The organism is Paenibacillus sp. 37 (genome assembly GCF_008386395.1).
Lineage (GTDB): Bacteria > Bacillota > Bacilli > Paenibacillales > Paenibacillaceae > Paenibacillus > Paenibacillus amylolyticus_B.
Map to the genome: position 1 here is coordinate 5271029 of NZ_CP043761.1, position 15389 is coordinate 5286417.

The window sequence follows — 15389 nt, forward strand, 5'->3', positions numbered from 1 at the left end:
AGTTTCATTACTTCCCTTTTAACCCAACTCGGTAATCCGCTGTCCAATTCGCGGAAACAGCCCAAAGGCATTCTCGTAGAACACCTTATCATGATGCTGTTCCGGTACAAGTCGACGGACAAACTCGGCATACAGGTCGATAGGGGCAAGCGGCCAATCCGTGCCAAACAGCATTTTCTCGTAATGATCCGAGTAGACCAAGGCCCGGCGGAAATGATCCATGAACAAAGGCTCGTTCATGAAGCGTTCAAAATGAGGCCGATCCCCCACCACCAGACCAGACAGATCCGCATACACGTTCGGATTCTTCGCCACCACTTCAGCTGCATCCATCACCCAGGGATCACCCAGATGACAGATCATGAAGTTCACACCGCGCTGCTGAAAGGCCAATTCATCCACGGTCAGTGGATGCGAATACTTGAGCAGTCCGTTCATGGAGTACGTGTCTCCTGTATGAATCACGACAGGCAGGTTGTACTTGGCTGCAAGTTCATAGACAGGGGTATAGATTTTGTCATACACATAGTGATGATAGTATCCGGCATAGAGTTTGATTCCGGCTACCTCAGGGGATTGCAGTCTAGCTTCAATCCGGTCGAGCTCGTCCTGAGCATTTTTTCCATCCAGCGCATTGGGATTAATGCCCACGCATTCCATGAGGAATGACGGAACCTTCACTTCCAAATCAAGCCCCATCGGGTTAGGGGAACTGGAATCCGGGAACGCTCCCTTCGTCTGCTCCGTAACCCCCATTCCAATGCCCAGAATGACGTCGTTTTTATCGAATTCCGCCTTAAGACCTGCGGCTGAGTAATCCACTTTGGACAGATCGATTGCTGTTCGGTGAAAGCTGTCGATGTCCGACAGATGAATGTGAATATCAATGATCGACATGTGAAGCCTCCTTTTTATCGGTAGAAGTTACAAAATTCAGTTTCAGAAGGTCATGCACATCCGCTGAACTCAGCGGGATTGATCCCAGGACAAGATAGGTCGGCTCCGTCCAGACCGTCTCCCCGTGGTGAAGTGTCAGATGATGATTCACGTGCAGACCCGTCACCTGATTATTGGCAAAAGCCCATGCACTCTGATTCGGGTAACGATGGACCGCATGCAGCATATTTTCACGCGAAACCGATCCGACTCGCAAAAGGTCTTCAAGTGGCAGGCCTACATCCACCTTGCCTAGCGGGAATCGATCTTTGCCCGGTTGCTCTATCCAACCTTCAGCAAATACAGATGAAGGCTGGAGGAAACGTTCCTCCGCAAGCGAGTAATCCGTCAGCGTCAGGCCACTTTCGTTTGTCACCGCAAGCAGCGTGCAGAGCACAGGAACACCCGGCAGCATCAGATAATGCTGGTGGATCGTGATTCCCCGATTTGCTTCATGCTTCTCAATCCGGGTAGTCAGCTTAATACCCTTCCAGACGTTGCCGTATTGATCCTTCTGCTCTGTCCAGGAAGCGACTCTCTGTTCCAACTGGCGGCTGAAACCATTCATGCCTGGAACTCCCACTCCCAACCCGCCGTACCACGGATTCCACCACGAGCGTGGAGCCGGTTCAGGGTACGAGCTGTCCAGCCATTCTTCGCCTGCAACTTTCAGTGAGTGTACTACACTGCCGAATTCAGGAGCAACGGTGATCGACAATACGCCATTGTCTACAGTGTATACAGTTCCCGAAGAACCTTCTTCAATCTTCTGCTTCACCTCTGTTCCGCTCTGCGGGAACCAAAGAGCCGTTCGCTCCTGAATCCGATCTTCGCCCCGGTATAGCCCACGAACTTTCCAACCACTCACATGCTGGTGGCGGTCCACTTCGTCTGGTGAAAATGTCAGCTTGGCGGAGTTTAGATTCTGCTCCGGATTGTATTCCTTCGCTTTTGCCATAACCTCCGGTTCGCTACCCTGCTGTACATACAACTCCAGCTTGCCCGCAAGCGGAACCAGTTTATGTTCAGTCAACGTTGCTTGCAGCACATCCGGGGCAAATGGATTTCCCTCACTGAGTGTCAGATCCAGATGACTATCCAGCAATGGAATGACCGGGTTACGCTGTTTCCGTGCAAACGCACGGAAATCATGCCACTTGGCAAAAGTGTTCAGAGCAAACACCGTTTCCTTGGTTCGTGCTACAGCCCCTGGCTCCAAACGGCCCAGATCATGCTGCAACCCCAGCGTGTATTCTGGACGAAGTAGCTTCAGGGAAGGGTCCCAATAGATCCCGCACGCCCCATACTCTTCTTTGCAGAACAGCCAGTTCTCCGTAATCTGTGAGCTATTCCAATGGTTCGGATCACCCGCATAATCATCGCCCATGTCAACGAAGCGCCCCTGATAAGGAAGGATCAACCTGTTACCATAGAACCCGAAGTTATTCATTAGATACAGGTCCTCTTCCCAAGCAGTGTCTCGTGTATTTTCCACCTCGTGGTGGAATTCGGCGATTCCATTCGCAGACAGCTTGACCACGGACTTAATCTGTAAGCCCGGGAAGTCCTCCGAGTCATACAGTGCTTCAAGAACCTGACGTTCCCCTTCGGGATAAATATTCACTTCTTTGGCTTGTTTCTTGGATAACTCTTCGGCAAACGGCTTACCCAGCTTCGGATAAGTCCACCAGAATGAATGACGGGAACCGGGATATTCAATCCACATGTTATTATCTTGCTTGCTCATATGAATAGAGAATGCACCATTCACAGCCACCCATTGATCCTCAATCTGCCCGCCATATTTACCTTCGATCCCCTTCATCAGGACAGAAATTTTGCTTGTAAAAGAGATCGCATGGTTCCCCACGGGGACAGCTGTCACTTCTACTTCTTGGGAATAGAGACCATATGAACGCAAGGTGAAAGGCACAGGCACAGACATTTTACCTTTGGCAGGTACCGTAAAGCGCACCGAACGCTCTGCCCATTCCAGGAATTCATCCTCCGGAAGAACCAAGCTGAATTCAGTCTCTGCATCCACATTATTCTCCACGTTCAGAACCAACTCAGCCGGAATACCTGGATAGAGCTCCTTCACGGGCAAAACGGTCTTGATCTTGGCCGGGAATTTCGGGGCAATACCTAACCTGAACTCCGTTTTCTTACCACCGATCAACCATGTGCTGGCAACAACGGGATGGGTCTTATTGTTATTCTGTTCCTCTGTAATCGGATCAAGGTGAAACTCACCTTCCACGGTAATGGTTTCTCCCGGAGCAACTGCTCGTGCAACGTCTAGCGCAAATCGAATGTTTTTGTTATCCTGACCCTTGATTTCGATCGCCAGTTCAGACGCAGAAGTGTTCTTAATGCGATAGCGAACCTTATAGCTAGAACCGAAAACCAGATCATGATCATCGACCTCTGTAGCGATTTCGTAATCCGGTGTTTCGAGGGCAGTCAGCCCGCGACCCGACTTTTCAAACTCAGCCCTCAGGGAGACCTCTCCCTTTTCCCACGTATAGTCAAAGAAATCAAACCCACGCTCCCGTCGGCCATCCGGCTCGACGACGAGTTCACGCGTGCTGTCTGCATACCAATCCAGCTCCTCCAAATATGGAGCGAGTGCTTCGGTCTGCAAGATGGTGGGAATGAAATTCATCAGATGCACATTCTCATCTTTTTTCTCCCAGAAGAATCCGCACTTCTTGTACATCGGTACAGCCTTCGTATTGCCTGCCCATGTGAACAGATCCAGACGGGGCCATCCGGCCTCTACGGTCTTGCGCACAGCATTCAGGATCAGGTTGCGTCCGACCTTATACCCGTGATAGTCGGGGCGTACGTTAAGCAGCGGTACATATAACGCTCTCTCGTCATAGCGGTAGTGAGCAAAACTGCAGAAGCCAACTACCTCTTTCCCATGAACGGCTAGAAATGCATGAAGATTGGACGAACTCTCCATCTCGCGGCGAACCGTTTCCTCTGTTCTAAGGTTAGTGCCACCTCCCCAGCTCTCATTACTACGGTTCCACATATCCGCGAGTGCGGCAGCGTAAGAGGGATCGTATTCAATAATGTGAATTTGATCGATAATCGAAGTTACGGTCATGTTCGGATCTCCTTCTCTGTATGTATAGGATGTTGAAGAAGCTAGTGATAGTCTTATCATACTATAATTGGAAACATTTTCAGAGTGTTATATTGGTGTCAGATTGTTAGGGGCGATCAGTTATCTTATGTATGGTCTAACATATCCCGCTGTGACGGGCTAAATCGGATATGCATGTGAGTTTTGACAAGCTCTATTCGCTATTGTTACTCTTTGTAGAGGAGTGTTACTTTACTATAAAAAATAGATAGATTCATGGAGGGAAAGCATGACGGAGTGGATCACGCAATTTATACTTTTTTTCAAAGATTTGTCATATGCAGGTCTCGTTATTGCCTTGTCGTTTGAATTCGTACCCGCTGAACTCGTGCTGCCCATGGCGGGATATTGGGTGTACCTTGGAGATATGAAGCTGTGGCTGGCTATACTGGCGGGTACCGTAGGCGGAACGTTTGGACCTCTGACATTATATGCCCTGGGACGTTACGGCGGCAGACCGATGGTTGAAAAATACGGCAAGTATTTCTTGATTCGCCCCCACCATCTGGACGCTTCCGATACATTCTTCGAGAAATATGGCAGCGGGGTCGCTTTCTATGGACGTTTTGTCCCCGGCATTCGGACTGTCATCTCCATCCCTTGTGGAATGGCGAAGATGAATGTGTTCAAATTCAGTCTCTTTACATTCTTGGCCATGCTTCCAATTACCTCATTGTACATCTACTTAGGCTTCAAATTAGGCTCTCAATGGGAACATGTGGATGAGATTGTTAAACCTTATATCGTTCCGGCAGCGGTGATATTCTTAGGAGCTTTTGGATTGTACGTGCTTTTGAAACGTTGGAAAAGAAGAACGGCTTTGAACAAGTCATAGGTTTGCTGAAGTAAGGTAATGAGACGGACAAATTTGAGGTTGAGTTTAGTACTCATTCACTTGTGAGAATAGATATAAGCCCCGCTGATTGTGAAGATCAGTAGGGCTTTTGTTTTAAAAAAAGAAAAATCGGCTAAATACGGACTTCTTTTTTTGCCATTGAAGACTTAAAGTATTAATTTTAGCAACCTGCTATATCGAGGTCACGAAAGTAGGTCTCACGTATTCTTCTTTCATTCGAAAGCAAAACACCTTGAATCGAGCCGAGGCCACTGAAAAAGTCCTCATTTAGAAAAAGGTACAGTTCTTCAAGAAAATTGAAGGGGCTGTATCTTTTTTTGTCGTATAATTGGGTTATCCTGAAAAGTAGGTGAGAGCGGATGATCCGACAACAACAAACCTTAGTCCTGAGTCCTTATGCGGCACTGTATGACATCGTCGTTCCGAAGGACAATATGCTCCGTCAAATCAACGAGCTTGTGGATTTCACTTTCATTTATGAAGAACTCGAAGCTAAATATCGTTTGGACAATGGACGTAACGCCATCGATCCTATTCGCATGTTTAAATACTTACTGCTTAAAGCGATCTTTGAACTGTCTGACGTAGATCTCGTCGAACGCTCGAAGTACGACATGTCGTTCAAATACTTTCTCGGTATGGCGCCAGAAGATTCCGTTATCGACCCTAGCTCCCTGACAAAATTTCGCAAACTGCGATTGAAAGATATGGATTTGCTGGACATGCCATTGGTCAAACGGTGACGCTTGCGATCGAGCAGAATATCGTGAAGAGCCATTCCATTATTGTTGATGCTACGCATACAAAAGCAAGCTACAACCAGAAGTCACCACAAGAAATTCTGCAAGACCGTGCGCGGAAATTGCGCAAAGCTGTGTATACCTTGGATGAATCGGCCAAAGCCAACATGCCAACAAAGAATACAACCAACGAACTCGAAAGTGAAATCGAGTATTGCCAGAAGCTTATCACTTTCATCGAAACTGAATCTGGGATCGCACAAGTGCCGAAAATTCTAGAGCCTCTCAACCTGTTGAAAGAAACGATTGCAGATGACGTCGAGCAACTTCGCCTGGCGGCGGACCCCGATGCACGAGTGGGACACAAGAGCGCAGACTCTGCTTTCTTTGGATACAAAACACATCTGGCGATGACCGAGGAACGGATTATTACAGCCGCCGTTATTACAACAGGAGAGAAGAATGATGGCAAACAATTGCAGGATTTAATTGAAAAAAGCAAAGCGGCTGGCATGCAGGTGAAGACCGTCATTGGAGACGCAGCATTTTCCGAAAAGGATAATATTGTATATACTAATAAAAATGAGATTGAACTTGTAGCGAAACTCAATCCACTCATTACGCAAGGCAACCGTAAGAAGGAAGAGAAGTTCCTGTTTAATAAGGACGCAGGATTGTACGTGTGTCCAGCTGGGCATATGACCCTCCGCAAGGCACGGCAAGGCAAGAAAGGTGTCGGTGCAAACCAAACAGACACATATTATTTTGATGTAGAGCGATGCAAGCGTTGTCCACTAAAGGAAGGTTGCTACAAAGAAGGTGCCAAAAGCAAGACGTATTCCGTTTCAATTAAATCCGAAGAACACGCCTAACAAATGGCATTTCAAGAAACCGAATATTTCAAAGAGAAATCCAAAGAGCGTTACAAAATTGAAGCAAAAAACAGTGAACTCAAACATGGACACGGGTATGACATAGCCACATCCTCGGGTTTACTTGGCATGCCATTACAAGGTGCATTGGCCATATTTGCTGTAAATTTAAAACGAATATTGAAGTTAGCAGAGTAAGGAGAACAGAGAATACAAGCGAATAATGCCAAAAAAAAGAAGACATAACCCCCAATACTTGGGTGTGAATGTCTTCTTTTTGGGCTAAACGTTATCCACTACTTGAAAAAGCCAAGTTCTTCAGTGGCCTCAATCGAGCCAAAGGTTTTTTTCTTCAAGTGAAATAATACATCTCAGTCAACTATGTAACAGCTAATAATAAATCGGTTAACAATTCTTTTTCAAGTAACTGTATTTCCTTTAGTTTTGCTAATATAGCTGAAAAAGTTTTCATATTATTTGTAATGGCATATTTCAATGATAAATTTTTCAACAACAAACATTCATTGCACAGAAATAGAGAGTTTTTTGATAAGTCTTCATAATTTTCAGCATTCAAATATCCTTTTGATTTTAAATAATCTATCCTTGTATTCATGATGTTCTTGTGTTCCCAGATTATCCTGTATAATCTCATATCTTTACTTAATTCTATGTCATCAGAAAATTTAAGCAGTAGTTCATCATATATAGCTAGTCCAAAAACAGCGTTTCTAGTACCTTTATGTGTAAGGAAAGAGTTTTTGGATTTTAAAGAAATCTTCTAAATACAATTTAAAAATATCCAAATCAAACTCTAAATTAAAATGATAAACATCCCTAGTAGTGTTACTTGTTAATTCAGAATTAAAATTACTTATAAATTTTATAGTGGATTCCGAATTTTCTGTGAATGATAAAACAAATTCTGCAAATGGGATGGCGTATTGACCAAATATCATTTGTTTATTGTAACCAAGATAATACAGCTTCTTTTCGTTTTTATTGTAACCGTATATTAAATTATCATGATGGAAATGTCTCCGCTTATAACTTGGTTTGTTAGACCAGTAATATTCATCAATACCAACTTCTACATAATAATTCAAGTCAATATTTTCTAAAACTATATCCAAAATATTTTTATTGAGCGTATTAATTGTAATTTTATTTACGTTTGAATACTCTAAGAAAGGGATATTAGGGTATTTTCCATTGTGGGAGAAGAAATCTATTTTAAAGTCATCTATTGGATCTTTTCTATTATTATAAGTGTAGAGTTGAGTATAGTTCGTGAAAAACCAGCCTAAGAAAGCCTTATCTTTCTCTAATATCGCAAGTGGGTATGCATGATTTAAAAAAGTTTGAATGGAAGGAGTATGAATCTCCAATTTTTTTTCCACGTGCTCACTCTCCTTTATACTTAACATTCCTTATCATTTAGTTATAAATGAAGGTTTGTCAATTTTCTTTAACCAAAAGCACCGTGCTCTTTTTTGAATGGTTAAAATAATAACAATCTCTTTTACAAATGCAAAAGCGAGATGTCCAACTTTTTTACATTTATAATAATAAATTATAATAAATAGATATAAAAACACATTTCCGGATTACAAACGAGTTTTCTAGATCAACTCCTGCTTTCGCTTCAAATACACATACAACACCACGTCGGATGCAGCAGAGATCACCGCACATAAGCCGATTAATCCATCCCCGCCTGAAGTCCGCGCAATAGTCCCAACTGAATTGATACCGACTCGCGACCAAATCGTTCCAAACTATACATCTTCCGTAGTCTGTCTGTGATTCAGCATTTCTTTAATAACGAGGTCGTCGCTTTGCAGTTGCCTAAGTGTAACGATTTAGAGTTAGTATTGGATACCGTCGGACAATGGACAAGTAAAAGAAACGTATGTCTGGAGCCGTGCTCCATTCAGATCAGGGATTCAAACAAACGTCGCAGGTGTACAACACACGACCAGAAGCATTCGACGTCAATGGCAGCCACTCTCGCAAATCAACCAGTCTGCATAGCGCATACATCGAATCTTTTTTTCGACCTCAAGTAAGTGTAAGTTAGAAACAGAAATCTATCCAGCCACTGAAGAATACCTTTAATTTTATAACTACCAATGTTTTCAAGCAAAACGTAAACAGCGCGTACCGATTGAGTATCGGCACACGCTGGCTGCTTAGTTTTTTTATAAGTATACTTTACAGGGATATGACCAAAAATAGTTTTTATAATCTTATAATCAGAAGATAAGTCTTAGCCATCTGTACTAAGTTTAGAACTTTTTTGAGCATATAAAAAAGCTAAGAAGTTAAACTCAACGTGTAATAATAAAGTTACTAAAATAGAATTAGTGTAGTATGCAATAAGTCCAAACACTAAACCTCCGGCTAAAGCAAAAAGCATGTATTTCATTGTAGTTTTGTTGAATTGATAATATTGTAAATGCGATAAGGAAAATAATAAAGCAGATAATATAATGGAAGCTGTTACAGGGAGACCCGCTATTTCAAATGCTGTTTCGTAATTAAAATTTTCACTAATAATCGAAATCAGCAAACCTCGAAATAAAACCTCTTCAACAATCGGAAACACAATTACAAAATTTATTATATTCGTTCTCCCCGTTGGCTTATAACCTGAATACCTTGAGATAAAAAGATTAACAACAAAAATTACAACAATAAGTAACAGTGTCGATTTCAGATTAATGGGTAAATACCAAGAGATTTTATTGTTGTAAAACAAATAAATTAATATCACTAAAGTACCCCAAATGTAAACCACTTTAGATTCAGAAAATTTGTCAATTTTAGGAATTTTATATAACTTAATTAACATTTTTTTGACAACTACGTATGAGAAAGAAAAAATTGCTATCAATAGAACTGAGAATAGTACTCCCACTCTGCTATCTTCCTTTCTTTCAACAAATTTAGTATGTCTTTAGACCATCGTAGTGATTATGCTTGATTTGACCACTCTCTAGTTTTATCACTCGATCAGCTACACTGAAATATTGGTCATCGTGTGTGACTACGATAATTCCCTTCCCTTGGGATTTAAGAATTGAAAGTAACTCTTCATAAAAGAACGCTTTAAACTCAGGATCTTGCTCAGCCGCCCATTCATCCAATAAAATTAAAGGTTTATTTTCTAAACATGAGATGATATAGGCTAATCGTTTCTTCTGTCCCGTAGATAATTCGTTAGAATTTATATTTCCTTCACTATCAATATACACTTTAGATTCCATTTTCATTAATTTAAGCAGGTCATTGATACTTTGTTTATTTGTATTAGTATCTATACCATACAATTTATTAAATAGATGAAAGTCACTAAAAATAGCCGAGAAACATTCATTCAGCTCTTCCATCGATGCTCGTTCGCCATTTAGTTTAACTACTCCACCCTGGGGATTGTATAGACCTGTCATAATCTTTGATAAAGTTGATTTTCCACTTCCATTTCCACCAATAATCATCAAAATTTCACCTGATCTAATCGACATATTGATAGGACCTAATTTAAACTCGGTTTTATTGTTATTTTTATCACTTACAAAATAACTGTACTCAATATTTTCCAGGTCCAACTCGATTTTGTCTGGCGATCTTCGAGATTTATTTTCCTGTATGTTTATATCACTTTTTAAATCTTCACTTTTTTGCAGCAAAAATATCAAATCATTGATTTGTTTCATATTTACTTTCAATGATTCCAACTGAGATATCGAATTGATTAAAATTTGAAATGGACCCAGCATATAAAATACAATAAATAATGTTTCACGTAAGTTTGCTACATTTATACCGGTTAATAGTATTGGAAAAATAAATACTACAACTGCAAAGATGATGTTGTACATCGTAATGTTATACAAATTGTAATTTAATATTTTAATAGACGCTTTGACATTATAATTTGTAGTTTCATTAGCACAATTTTTCATTTCTGCTACATACTCTGATTTTTTATGTTTGTTTAGGATTAGTTCTCTGAAACCGTGTAACATGTGAGTAGTATAAGAGAAATATCTATCTTTCATTTCTCTATTTTTCGTCCAATATTTTGAAGCCTTTTTATTAACAAATATACTAAAACTTAGATTAAGTACTATAATAGACAGGGAACCAACAAACCCATAGAAGTTCTGGTAACCTAAATAACCCATACAAAAGATAATAGTCAGTAGACTTGAAAAGCCTGTTACTACTAATTCTGGTGATTTAGATATGGCCTCTGTGTCACTATTTAATACTGTGTATATTTTAGAACTACCTATCTTTTCAACTTTCTCATATGATGAATCGGTTATTCCGTCAACAATTAACTTTCTTTTTTCATTTATAAGTAAACTAGCATTCTTTATCAACTTTTCTTGTAAAACTTTTTGAGTGAATACAAAAAATATTACAAAGAAAATAAAGAACATAAGTAAGTAACTTGAATACTTCAGTTCAGTATTAAAAGTTTCGTTGATCGTTAATATGATCATTGTATTCATTAATCCATTAATAATACTTAAAGAAATAATAGCTGCATAATTTTTTTCTCCTTCCTTTTCGGATGAGAACAATGCATGTATAAATAATAGATATACAAATAAAGTAATTATTAACGCAATAAAAGATAAAAAAATCCAGTTTCCATAGGTAGCATTAATCAATTCCCATTTTGAAATACCAAAAAAATAATTTGTACTTGAAAATATACATATTCCGAAATAACCAACTACTGCACTTATCAGTAATACTTCTTTTATAGTTTCTTTTTTTGTTTTCTTAAATGCTCTTTTTTTCTGTTTTGTTTCTTTAAGTATCTTGCCAGTATAAAACAAAATTAAAATAATCAAACCTGACAAAAAGAAAAAAAACATTTTAAAAAAACTCATCTCAAGACCTAATCCATAAAAAACACCTTTATTGTTGATTAGAATGTTTTCAAGAAGTAGTAACCGTGGATTCATCATTAAAACTACACCTCTTTACTACTTTCGATATTGGATTCAACATATTGTATTAACTCTTCAATGTTATTAAAGAAAGAATTAGTTAAAGTCTCATCGGCCAAAAGAATATCAAAATGGTTCTCAATTTCTACTAAAATTTTTACAAAGGATATAGAATCAATGAAATCAATAGAGGTCTCCATTGTTATATCATCAGATTCTGTGACATTTTTTATAATAGAAATAATTTCAATATTATTTTCCGATAGGTCTTTTTCCAAATCAGCTTCTTTTACTTTATCTTCAGAAAGAATATCAATCTCCATTGTCTTCAACGCATTTCGATCGATTTTTCCATTTGGTGTTTGAGGCATGCTTTGGATCTCTATGAATTTGTTTGGAATCATATAATCCGGTAATTTTTCCTTGAGGAACCGTTTCAATTCATCAGCATTCTGCATGTTATCAGAGCAGTAGTATACCCATAAACTGTTTATACTGTTTACAGTATGCACTATAACAACGACTTGACTCACAAGTTGCGAATCATATATTACTTTTTCTATTTCTTCGACTTCTACCCTGTAACCTCTGATTTTCACCTGATTATCCATTCGCCCAATATACTTAATGTTACCGTTAGATATGTACTTTCCGTAATCACCTGTCCGGTATATTTTTTTATTCTGAAGATCGTTTACCACCACAAATCTCTCAGAAGTTAATTGTTCTTTATTATAATATCCAAGAGATAATGCTACTCCCGCTATGCAGATTTCCCCTACTTCGCCTGGTTCTACCTTTTGTAAATTATCATCCAATATAAAAATCTCATAATTACGTAATGGCTTACCAATCGTTATCTCGTTCTCGTGCGTGACATTTGATACTGTTGCCCAAACGGTTGCCTCTGTAGGGCCATAGACATTATATATAGTGGCTTTTGTATTTTTCCTGATATCTTCAAGTAAATTCGTAGGGAAACTTTCTCCACCAATAATGATATCTTGAACATTTTCAAGTGCCTTCTCATTAAAATTCAATAACATTCTGGCTCTTGAAGGTGTCATCTGAACTACATCAATCCCATGTTCACTAATTAATTCATAAATTGCTTTAGGATTCGTGCTTTCTCTAGTATTGGCAAGTATAACTGTCATCCCTTTACAGAGAGCCATTACACTCTCAAGAAAAAATATATCAAATGAAACTGTTGTTAAACATATGATCTTTTTACCATCATCTAGAGCACAAGCCTCACCCATTGCATCAACAAAATTGACTAATGAATCTTCTCCGATCATGACTCCTTTAGGGTTCCCAGTAGATCCTGATGTATAGATGATATAAGCTGGATTTAAACGTACAGGACTTTCAGTCCGTGTTTGTTTCAGTTGATTATTAGCATGCGATGGTTCGCCATCAATAAAAAAAGTGTTGCTATCTGAAAACATATCTTCGTTTTCCAGTGTTGTTAACACGTAGTCACTAGAACTGTCAGCGATTATATAATTAATTCTATCCTTAGGATATGATAGATCAATAGGAATATAGGTGCTTTTATTTTTCAAGATTGCAAAAATCGAAATAAGCAATTCTATACTTCTTGGTACAGCAAGAAGTATAGTTCTGTTACTCAATCCACTATTGGATAGAGACTCAGCAAGATCATCTACTCGTAATAGAAATTCATTATAGTTCATTCTTTCATTTTCAAAGATTATCGCATCTTTATTCCCAAAATCAGTAGAGGAACGAACTAATAATTCATATAAATTTTTCATTAAATAATCTCTCCACTTTCATTAGAATTTAGGTTAAACAAGATAATGAGTTCTTTCATAATTTTCTGTTCCAAATTATAAATATCATCAAAAAGAAGACTAATTTTCTTAAATTGTTCATCCCTAAGCTTTTTTGAAGAATAGTACATTCTCATAAAAGTTTTCCCTAGTATCATCCACTTTCCTTGACATTCCTGAAGGAGTACACTTACTATATCCGCAGCATTACTATAGTTTTTTTGTACAAATAATGTATAATTTTTTATATTTATAGATGTATTTTTGAATAGCCATGCAAACATCGTATTTAATGATTCTTCTTGATTATCAAAACTTTGCGATACAATCTCTACATTATTCGAAATAGCATCAAATAAATTTTTTATATTTTCTATTCGGGTAGTTTTTCGTGTTGCAGATCTCGTATTATTTCTTTCAAAATTTTGCTTCAAAAGTTCTTTACCATCTACTGTATATTTATCCTTGTTATTAAATGTTAATAACGCTGTTGAACAAGCAAACACTTCTTCAATCCCTATTTTCAAAGGTTCTAAGTTTTGAGTTGGATCCAAGACTAAACACTCTCCATCATCAACGCCTGAAATTATAATTGCATGGGAGTAACTGAATTTTTGATACATCCGATTAAACTTGCAGAGAATAGTATCTACAAAAACAACAACTGGTTTGTTGTCCTGTAACTCTTGTTTAATAGAATTATACATTTCGTCTATTGTCTCGCTTTTTCCCACATGGATTGCAAGAGAAAAATACATCTCATAAAATTGCAAAGTCTCCTTAACAATGGTCAGATCGGTTAATGAAAAAGTATTATAAAATATATTTTCTAAGGATTTTGATTCTTGTTCTTCTTTAGATGTATCGTAATAAAAATCTAACGCAGAATATATAACGCTAGGTTCTTTCTCAAAATGAATAAGAATCATAGTCATTATTGCTTCCCAACAATCTACCATGCTGTAACATTTTTCTGGTACCACCAGATCAACTGTTTTTTTCATGTTTTTCATGAATAGTCCCTTTCTTAAATGGAAGTTGCCAAAAGATATCTGGGTTACTGATCGCCCTTGAAAAATTATAGTCTTTGGTTTGGGGTACTAGGTGTATCACGTTGTCTTCATAGCAAGAGTCCACACCAATCGACATCTCAAGTGAACTGCTAAATCTATAAAGCTTATGTTTTATACTATGCAAATAGGTATTAATATTTAATCTTTTCCCATGATAATTTGCGTTTTCATTAATGTGTACTTCGTTTCTTTCGTTCCTTATTAAATTTCTAAATTCATGAATCGATAATGGTTCATTTTGATTATTGAAAAAAAACAAACAATAACTAGGATCTAGCATTATCCATTTATTAAATTCCTTAGAATAAACAATAACTACAACATGGCTATCATCCGTTTCTCTTTCTCTTGGACTGCAAGTAATATATCTCGAATATAGACCTGCAGCGAGACAGAGTTCTGATAAAACAATAGCCAAGCCTCTACAATTCAATCTATTCCCATGCTCGGCAGCAAAGTTTAGTAAGGATCGCAAGTCTCTTTTTGGAGGCAATACCATATAGCTTTTATGTTTGGCCCTTTGGTTCACCCATTCTAAGCATAAATACATTTTATTAAAATCATCTTGAGAATCATCCAGCCATTCTTCCATTTTCACATATTCTTTTATATTAGTAATTTTTTCAAAACTGTACTTGAATTCTACATAGTCACCTTCTTGTTTATATATCTCATTTTCTAAAGGGACAAGATGTACATTAAGATCTTCAAATTCCTTTTTCTCTACTTCTGTGAAAGAGACTAGGCATGCTGTTTTATGAATAATATCTGTTCTCTCAAAAACAAATTTTCTGGACTTTGACGATTTCGTAAGATTATACTTTTTATTCAAAAAATAAAAGATAAAATCATTTTCAGTAATATTAAACTTTAAACACTTGCGGTTAAAAATATCCTCGCTTGGACAAGAAATGAATAATTCATTATTATTTATATGCAACAATATAGTTTGGGATAATTCCTCTGATGCAAGGTATAAACAGTCCATA

At 38.2% G+C, this 15389-nt stretch carries 10 protein-coding genes and 1 pseudogene; 2 read left to right on the top strand and 9 right to left on the bottom strand.

Annotated features, from left to right (window positions below; translation table 11 throughout):
- Nucleotides 1–18: 18 nt before the first annotated feature.
- Both F0220_RS22645 and F0220_RS22650 read right to left on the bottom strand, forming a co-directional pair.
- On the bottom strand, nucleotides 19–897 hold the full coding sequence (locus F0220_RS22645; protein WP_105599983.1) for an amidohydrolase family protein: 879 nt from the start codon (nucleotides 895–897) through the stop codon (nucleotides 19–21).
- The gene (locus tag F0220_RS22650; RefSeq protein WP_105599984.1) at nucleotides 884–4051 is read right to left on the bottom strand and encodes a GNAT family N-acetyltransferase; all 3168 of its coding nucleotides are present in this window, start codon (nucleotides 4049–4051) and stop codon (nucleotides 884–886) included. Before F0220_RS22650 ends, F0220_RS22645 begins: the two co-directional genes overlap by 14 nt.
- Before the next feature lie 268 nt (nucleotides 4052–4319).
- On the opposite strand from F0220_RS22650, the gene F0220_RS22655 reads away from it, so the two are divergent.
- Both F0220_RS22655 and F0220_RS22660 read left to right on the top strand, forming a co-directional pair.
- Nucleotides 4320–4925, top strand: coding sequence for a DedA family protein (locus F0220_RS22655; RefSeq protein ID WP_105599985.1), 606 nt, complete (start codon nucleotides 4320–4322; stop codon nucleotides 4923–4925).
- Between the two features lie 380 nt (nucleotides 4926–5305).
- Nucleotides 5306–6756, top strand: a pseudogene (locus F0220_RS22660) (IS1182 family transposase).
- A 181-nt stretch (nucleotides 6757–6937) separates the two neighbouring features.
- Here F0220_RS22660 and F0220_RS22665 read toward each other — a convergent pair.
- The 7 genes from F0220_RS22665 to F0220_RS22695 all read right to left on the bottom strand — a co-directional run bounded on the left by F0220_RS22665 (nucleotide 6938) and on the right by F0220_RS22695 (nucleotide 15388).
- Complete coding sequence (locus F0220_RS22665; protein WP_146117044.1) at nucleotides 6938–7174, bottom strand: hypothetical protein; 237 nt, start codon at nucleotides 7172–7174, stop codon at nucleotides 6938–6940.
- 124 nt (nucleotides 7175–7298) lie between these two features.
- The gene (locus F0220_RS22670; RefSeq protein WP_105599986.1) at nucleotides 7299–7958 is read right to left on the bottom strand and encodes a hypothetical protein; all 660 of its coding nucleotides are present in this window, start codon (nucleotides 7956–7958) and stop codon (nucleotides 7299–7301) included.
- 869 nt (nucleotides 7959–8827) lie between these two features.
- Entirely contained in the window at nucleotides 8828–9478 is a 651-nt protein-coding gene (locus F0220_RS22675) for a CPBP family intramembrane glutamic endopeptidase (RefSeq protein WP_105599987.1), read from the bottom strand.
- Nucleotides 9479–9506: 28 nt separating this feature from the next.
- Nucleotides 9507–11546 carry a cyclic peptide export ABC transporter gene (locus F0220_RS22680; RefSeq protein WP_105650867.1) on the bottom strand — a complete coding sequence of 680 codons (2040 nt, stop codon included), beginning with the start codon at nucleotides 11544–11546 and terminating at the stop codon, nucleotides 9507–9509.
- A 5-nt stretch (nucleotides 11547–11551) separates the two neighbouring features.
- On the bottom strand, nucleotides 11552–13309 hold the full coding sequence (locus F0220_RS22685) for a non-ribosomal peptide synthetase (protein WP_105602538.1): 1758 nt from the start codon (nucleotides 13307–13309) through the stop codon (nucleotides 11552–11554).
- Nucleotides 13309–14331 carry a C39 family peptidase gene (locus tag F0220_RS22690; RefSeq protein WP_223199757.1) on the bottom strand — a complete coding sequence of 341 codons (1023 nt, stop codon included), beginning with the start codon at nucleotides 14329–14331 and terminating at the stop codon, nucleotides 13309–13311. Before F0220_RS22690 ends, F0220_RS22685 begins: the two co-directional genes overlap by 1 nt.
- Nucleotides 14315–15388, bottom strand: coding sequence for a transglutaminase-like domain-containing protein (locus tag F0220_RS22695; RefSeq protein WP_105650865.1), 1074 nt, complete (start codon nucleotides 15386–15388; stop codon nucleotides 14315–14317). The genes F0220_RS22690 and F0220_RS22695 overlap by 17 nt, the downstream gene beginning before the upstream one ends.
- Nucleotide 15389 lies beyond the last annotated feature (1 nt).